General features: G+C 62.6%; 4 protein-coding genes and 2 pseudogenes. 2 read left to right on the top strand and 4 right to left on the bottom strand.

Annotated elements, in window-relative coordinates:
- The 4 genes and pseudogenes from DK391_RS43865 to DK391_RS43850 all read right to left on the bottom strand — a co-directional run.
- Positions 1 to 173 (bottom strand): annotated as a pseudogene (locus DK391_RS43865) (2-methylcitrate synthase); the annotation flags it as partial.
- A 25-nt stretch (positions 174 to 198) separates the two neighbouring features.
- Positions 199 to 1,110, bottom strand: a complete 912-nt coding sequence (gene prpB / locus DK391_RS43860; protein ID WP_109484249.1) for a methylisocitrate lyase — start codon at positions 1,108 to 1,110, stop codon at positions 199 to 201.
- Positions 1,107 to 2,129, bottom strand: a complete 1,023-nt coding sequence (locus DK391_RS43855) for an aldolase/citrate lyase family protein (RefSeq protein WP_109484248.1) — start codon at positions 2,127 to 2,129, stop codon at positions 1,107 to 1,109. The genes prpB and DK391_RS43855 overlap by 4 nt, the downstream gene beginning before the upstream one ends.
- A gap of 213 nt (positions 2,130 to 2,342) precedes the next feature.
- On the bottom strand, positions 2,343 to 3,326 hold the full coding sequence (locus DK391_RS43850) for a malate dehydrogenase (RefSeq protein WP_109484247.1): 984 nt from the start codon (positions 3,324 to 3,326) through the stop codon (positions 2,343 to 2,345).
- A 535-nt stretch (positions 3,327 to 3,861) separates the two neighbouring features.
- Between DK391_RS43850 and DK391_RS43845 the strand changes: the two genes are divergently transcribed.
- Positions 3,862 to 4,662 (top strand): GntR family transcriptional regulator, encoded by an 801-nt coding sequence (locus DK391_RS43845; RefSeq protein ID WP_109484246.1) that lies wholly within the window; start codon positions 3,862 to 3,864, stop codon positions 4,660 to 4,662.
- Between the two features lie 151 nt (positions 4,663 to 4,813).
- Positions 4,814 to 4,905: pseudogene (locus DK391_RS43840) on the top strand (succinate dehydrogenase, cytochrome b556 subunit); the annotation flags it as partial.

The raw sequence follows: 4,905 nt of genomic DNA, 5'->3' as shown, positions 1-4,905 counted from the left end.
CAGGCGCCCGCGATATCGAGAATGTCGTAGCCACGGTAATGCAGATCGTTGCCCGTCTTGCCGACCGTGCACAGCGCAGTGTTGCCCGCCGTCACGCCCGACAACGCCACGGATTTCTTCGGCTTGAAGCCGCTTGTTGTTCCCGTTGCAGCCGCTTGCGTCGTATCGCTCATTCCAGGAGTCTCCTTGATGTGCCGCTTACTTGTCCTGCTCGTTTTGTGCTTTTTGCGTGAATAGCGCGTCGAGCTTCTGCTCGTACGCGTGATAACCGATGCGATCGTACAGTTCCGCACGCGTCTGCATCGTGTCGATGACATTTTTTTGCGTACCGTCGCGGCGAATCGCGGTGTAAACGTTTTCGGCGGCCTTGTTCATCGCGCGGAACGCCGACAGCGGATACAGCACCATCGATACATCCGCGCCGCGCAGTTCTTCCGTGGTGAACAAAGGCGTCGCGCCGAATTCGGTGATGTTGGCCAGCACCGGCACCTTCACGGCCTGCGCGAACTGTTTGTACATGCCGAGTTCCGTCATCGCTTCCGGGAAGATCATGTCGGCGCCGGCTTCGACACAGGCCATCGCACGGTCCATCGCGGATTGCAGGCCTTCGACGGCCAGCGCGTCCGTGCGCGCCATGATGACGAAGTTGGGATCGGTGCGGGCGTCGACGGCGGCCTTGATGCGGTCGATCATCTCGTCTTGCGTCACGATTGCCTTGCCCGGCCGGTGTCCGCAGCGCTTCGCACCAACCTGGTCTTCGATATGCATCGCACCCGCGCCCGCCTTGGTCAACGCCTTCACGGTGCGCGCGATATTGAACGCCGACGGCCCGAAGCCCGTATCGACGTCGACCAGCAGCGGCAGATCGCAGACGTCCGTGATGCGGCGCACGTCGGTCAGGACGTCGTCGAGCGTCGAGATGCCGAGATCGGGCAAACCCAGCGAGCCAGCCGCGACGCCGCCGCCCGACACGTAGATCGCCTTGAAACCGGCGCGTTGCGCCAGCAACGCGTGATTCGCATTGATCGTGCCGACGATCTGCAGCGGCTTTTCAGCGGCGACAGCCGCGCGGAACGCGGCGCCCGCGGACGTGTTTGCATTCGTGCTCATGATGCCAGGGTCTCCGAGGCGGTCTTGTCGTTGGGTCCGAACAGCGGCGCGGCTTCGGCGGGGACGGTTCGGCCCGTCGAGCGCGCGCGGCGCAGCACCGACCAGTAATAGCGGTAGCTCGCGCGGTCGTGCAGCGTGTCCTGGTAGCGCGTCGGGCCCCACTGTGCGGATTGCGCCGCGAGCAGGATGTCCGTTGCCGTGGCGATCTCTTCGTCGCGCGGCGCGAAGGCCGAGACGATCGCGGGAATCTGCGCCGGGTGGATGCTCCACATGCGCGTGTAGCCGAACTCGTTGCGGGCGCGCAGCGCGTCGTTCGCGACGACTTCCATGTCGCGCACTTCCGTCGATACATTGTGCGACGGGACTTTGCCATGCGCGTGGCAAGCCGCGGAAATTTCGAGCTTCGCGCGCCGCACCAGCGGGTGATCGAACTGGCCGGGCGAGCGCATCGCGGTATCGGGAATCGCGCCGTCGTGCGCGGAAACGAAGTCCATCAGGCCGAAACTGAGCGACTGGACGCCGGGCAGCGCGGCCAGATCGAACACGCGCGTCAGTGCGCCATGCGTTTCCACCAGCAACTGAACCGGGACGGGCTGCGCGATGCCGAGTTCGCGCCGCGTGGCCTCGATGAACGCGCACATTTCGGCGGCATCGGGCACGTTGCGGATCTTCGGCAACATGATGAAGGCAGGCGCGCGCTTCGCTGCACGCAGGATCAGGCGCACGTCGTCGCGCCAGTGCGGGTGATTGAAATCGTGAATTCGCACGCCGACGCGGCCGAAGCGGTCATGCTCGCTGCCGAGCAGCGACGCGACGAGTTCCGCGTGTTCCGCCTCGCGGCCCACTTGCGCACCGTCTTCGCAATCGAGGGTGATATCGAAGACGGGCCCGAGTTCCTGCTGCAGAGCGAGCGATTTCAGCATCAGCTTCTCGCTGCCCGCGTAGTGATCGCAGGCAGGCAGCACGGTGGGCGGCGCTTCGCCGTCAAACAGGACTTCGGCGGGAGTCAGGGCGCGCATTATTGGCGTGTGGGCACTGTTTGGAAATTCTGATTCGGGCGCGTTCTGGTCTTTTCTGACCGCGATTTATGCCGGTCGGATCAAAACGCGCCCGGATCAGCTGCGGGCACCCGCATGCGGGCTGCAGGGCAGACGGGCATGCAGGATACCGCACATAAAAAAACCGGGCCCCGTCGCGTGACAACGGAGTCCCGGTTGTTCTGCATCTGGCGATTAGCCGAGCAGGTGCTGAACGCCTTCGCGCTCTTCGAGCAGCTCGTTCAGCGTGTTGTCCATCTTCTCGCGCGCGAACGCGTCGATCTGCAGGCCTTCGACACGCTTGTACTCGCCGTTTTCGCACGTCACGGCGACGCCGTAGACGATGTCTTCGGGGATGCCGTACGAGCCGTCCGACGGAATGCCCATCGTGACCCACTTGCCGTTCGTGCCGAGCACCCAGTCACGCACGTGGTCGATGGCTGCGTTCGCTGCCGAAGCCGCCGACGACAGGCCGCGCGCTTCGATGATCGCTGCGCCGCGCTTGCCGCCCGTCGGGATGAACGTGTTGCGGTTCCATTCTTCGTCGTTGATCAGCTTGGTGAGGTCCTGGCCTTCTGCCGTCGCGACGCGGAAATCCGGGTACATCGTCGGCGAGTGGTTGCCCCACACGACCAGCTTTTCGATCGACGAAACCGGCTTGCCCGACTTGGCAGCCAGTTGCGACAGCGCGCGGTTGTGGTCCAGACGCAGCATGGCCGTGAAGTTCTTCTTCGGCAGATCCGGCGCCGACTTCATGGCGATGTAGGCGTTCGTGTTGGCCGGGTTGCCGACCACCAGCACCTTGACGTCGCGGCTTGCCACTTCGTTCAGCGCCTTGCCTTGCACCGTGAAGATTTCGGCGTTGGCCGACAGCAGGTCCTTGCGCTCCATGCCCTTCGAACGCGGGCGTGCACCGACCAGCAGCGCGACGTCGGCATCCTTGAAGGCAACCTTGGGATCGTCAGTGACCACGACACCCGCGAGCAGCGGGAACGCGCAGTCTTCGAGTTCCATCACGACGCCTTTGACGGCGGCTTGCGCTTGCGGCAGGTCGAGCAGCTGCAGGATGACCGGCTGATCCTTGCCGAGCATGTCGCCATTGGCGATGCGGAACAGCAGGGAATAACCGATTTGACCTGCGGCGCCAGTGACGGCAACGCGCTTTGCGGGCTTAGCCATTGAGAAATCTCCAGGACGATGCGTTGAACGCTAGGGAAAACGCCATTCTATATGCGCGTTACGCGAAGCGTGGTTTTAGCACGGCGAATTTGCTGTGCGAGCCTTGCAGGCGGTCCGGGGACGGCCCGCAAGACACGCTAACGGCGAAGCCGCCGTGCCGGATAATCTGTGCTGCCGAGCGCGGGACGGAGACTGTGTGTGGCGTTCGCCGGCAATTCAGGCCGCTGCATGGCGCGGGCTCCTGCAAACAGCGCGTTTCGGCGGGCATTGCGGCGTATTGGGACGGGCAATGCAGGGCGAAGCGAAACCTGGACTGCGTGAGGGAACAGCGTGATGCAGGGTGGCCTTTCGGTGCATCACGCGATTGACATAAAACGCTGTCAAAAATGCGTGTCACAACCCGCAAACCCTTGCTCGACAAGGAGTGTAGGATTCGAAACAGGCAAAGTCAACAGTATCTTATGTCTTATATAAGACAGAACTGTTGCGGCAAAACATGTGGACGGCATGAGGCGCTTTGTGTTGAAATGCGCGCATGAATTCGAACCCGGCCAGCACAGCGATTCCTCCCGGCGCGTCCGGCGCGGGTGACGCTGCGCCTGTCCCGGCATCGGCGCCGTCGCCGACCTTCAGCCCGCTCTATCAGCAGATCAAGGCGCTCATCACGCAGAGCCTGGAGTCAGGTGAATGGAAGCCTGGTGAAATCATTCCCAGTGAAGTCGAGCTGGCCGCGCGTTACAAGGTCAGCCAGGGAACGGTGCGCAAGGCCATCGACGAACTGGCTGCTGACAACCTGCTGGTGCGCCGTCAGGGTAAAGGCACCTTTGTTGCTACGCACAACGAAGAGCGCGCGCAGTTCCGCTTTCTCCGTCTGCTCGCCGACGACGGCGCCGAGCATCCGCACATCAGCCGGCTGCTCGAATGCCGGCGCTTGCGGGCTTCGGCAGACATCGCGCGGCAACTGGATCTGAAACCTGCCGATCCCGTCGTGCTGATCAAACGTCTGCTGACGTTCGACGGCGAAGACACCGTGCTCGACGAAATCTGGCTGCCGGGCGGCGTGTTTCGCGGGCTGACGCTGGAGCGCCTGTCGGAGTACAAAGGCCCGCTCTACGCGATGTTCGAAACGGAGTTCGGCACGCGCATGATCCGCGCGTCCGAGAAGATCCGCGCGGTTGCCGCAGATCCATCCGTCGCAGATCTTTTGCATGTGCCGACGGGATTTCCGTTGCTGTCAGTCGAGCGCGTGTCCTATACCTATGGTGACCGTCCCGTCGAAGTCCGTCGCGGATGGTATGTCACAACCGGGTATTACTATCAGAACGATTTGAGTTGAAAGAAGAAGCGTTGCCGTGGGCTTGCGGCAAGGCTTGCGCGGGCCTTCATGCGCGCTTCGCAGCACGCTCGCCAGAGCAGTGTTACGCTGCAGCGCGAAATGAAATGGCGCTAAAATTGCGGATTAGTGTGACTACAAGTAGGGGTCTAGCATGGCAGAAGCCGTAAAAAAACCGAGGCCGGAATACCGGAACATCGGTATCGGGCAGATATTGACGGCGTACCGTCTTCCTTTGGCGGGTCG

The sequence above is a fragment of the Paraburkholderia sp. C35 genome (assembly GCF_003121405.1).
In the GTDB taxonomy this organism is placed as follows: Bacteria; Pseudomonadota; Gammaproteobacteria; order Burkholderiales; family Burkholderiaceae; genus Paraburkholderia.
This window is presented reverse-complemented; position numbering and strand designations above follow the sequence as displayed.

Excerpts from the sequence above, each read along its gene's own strand:
- DK391_RS43850 (WP_109484247.1), bottom strand. The coding sequence starts at position 3,326 with ATGGCTAAGCCCGCAAAGCGCGTTGCCGTCACTGGCGCCGCAGGTCAA.
- DK391_RS43855 (WP_109484248.1), bottom strand. The coding sequence starts at position 2,129 with ATGCGCGCCCTGACTCCCGCCGAAGTCCTGTTTGACGGCGAAGCGCCG.
- prpB (WP_109484249.1), bottom strand. The coding sequence starts at position 1,110 with ATGAGCACGAATGCAAACACGTCCGCGGGCGCCGCGTTCCGCGCGGCT.
- DK391_RS43845 (WP_109484246.1), top strand. The coding sequence starts at position 3,862 with ATGAATTCGAACCCGGCCAGCACAGCGATTCCTCCCGGCGCGTCCGGC.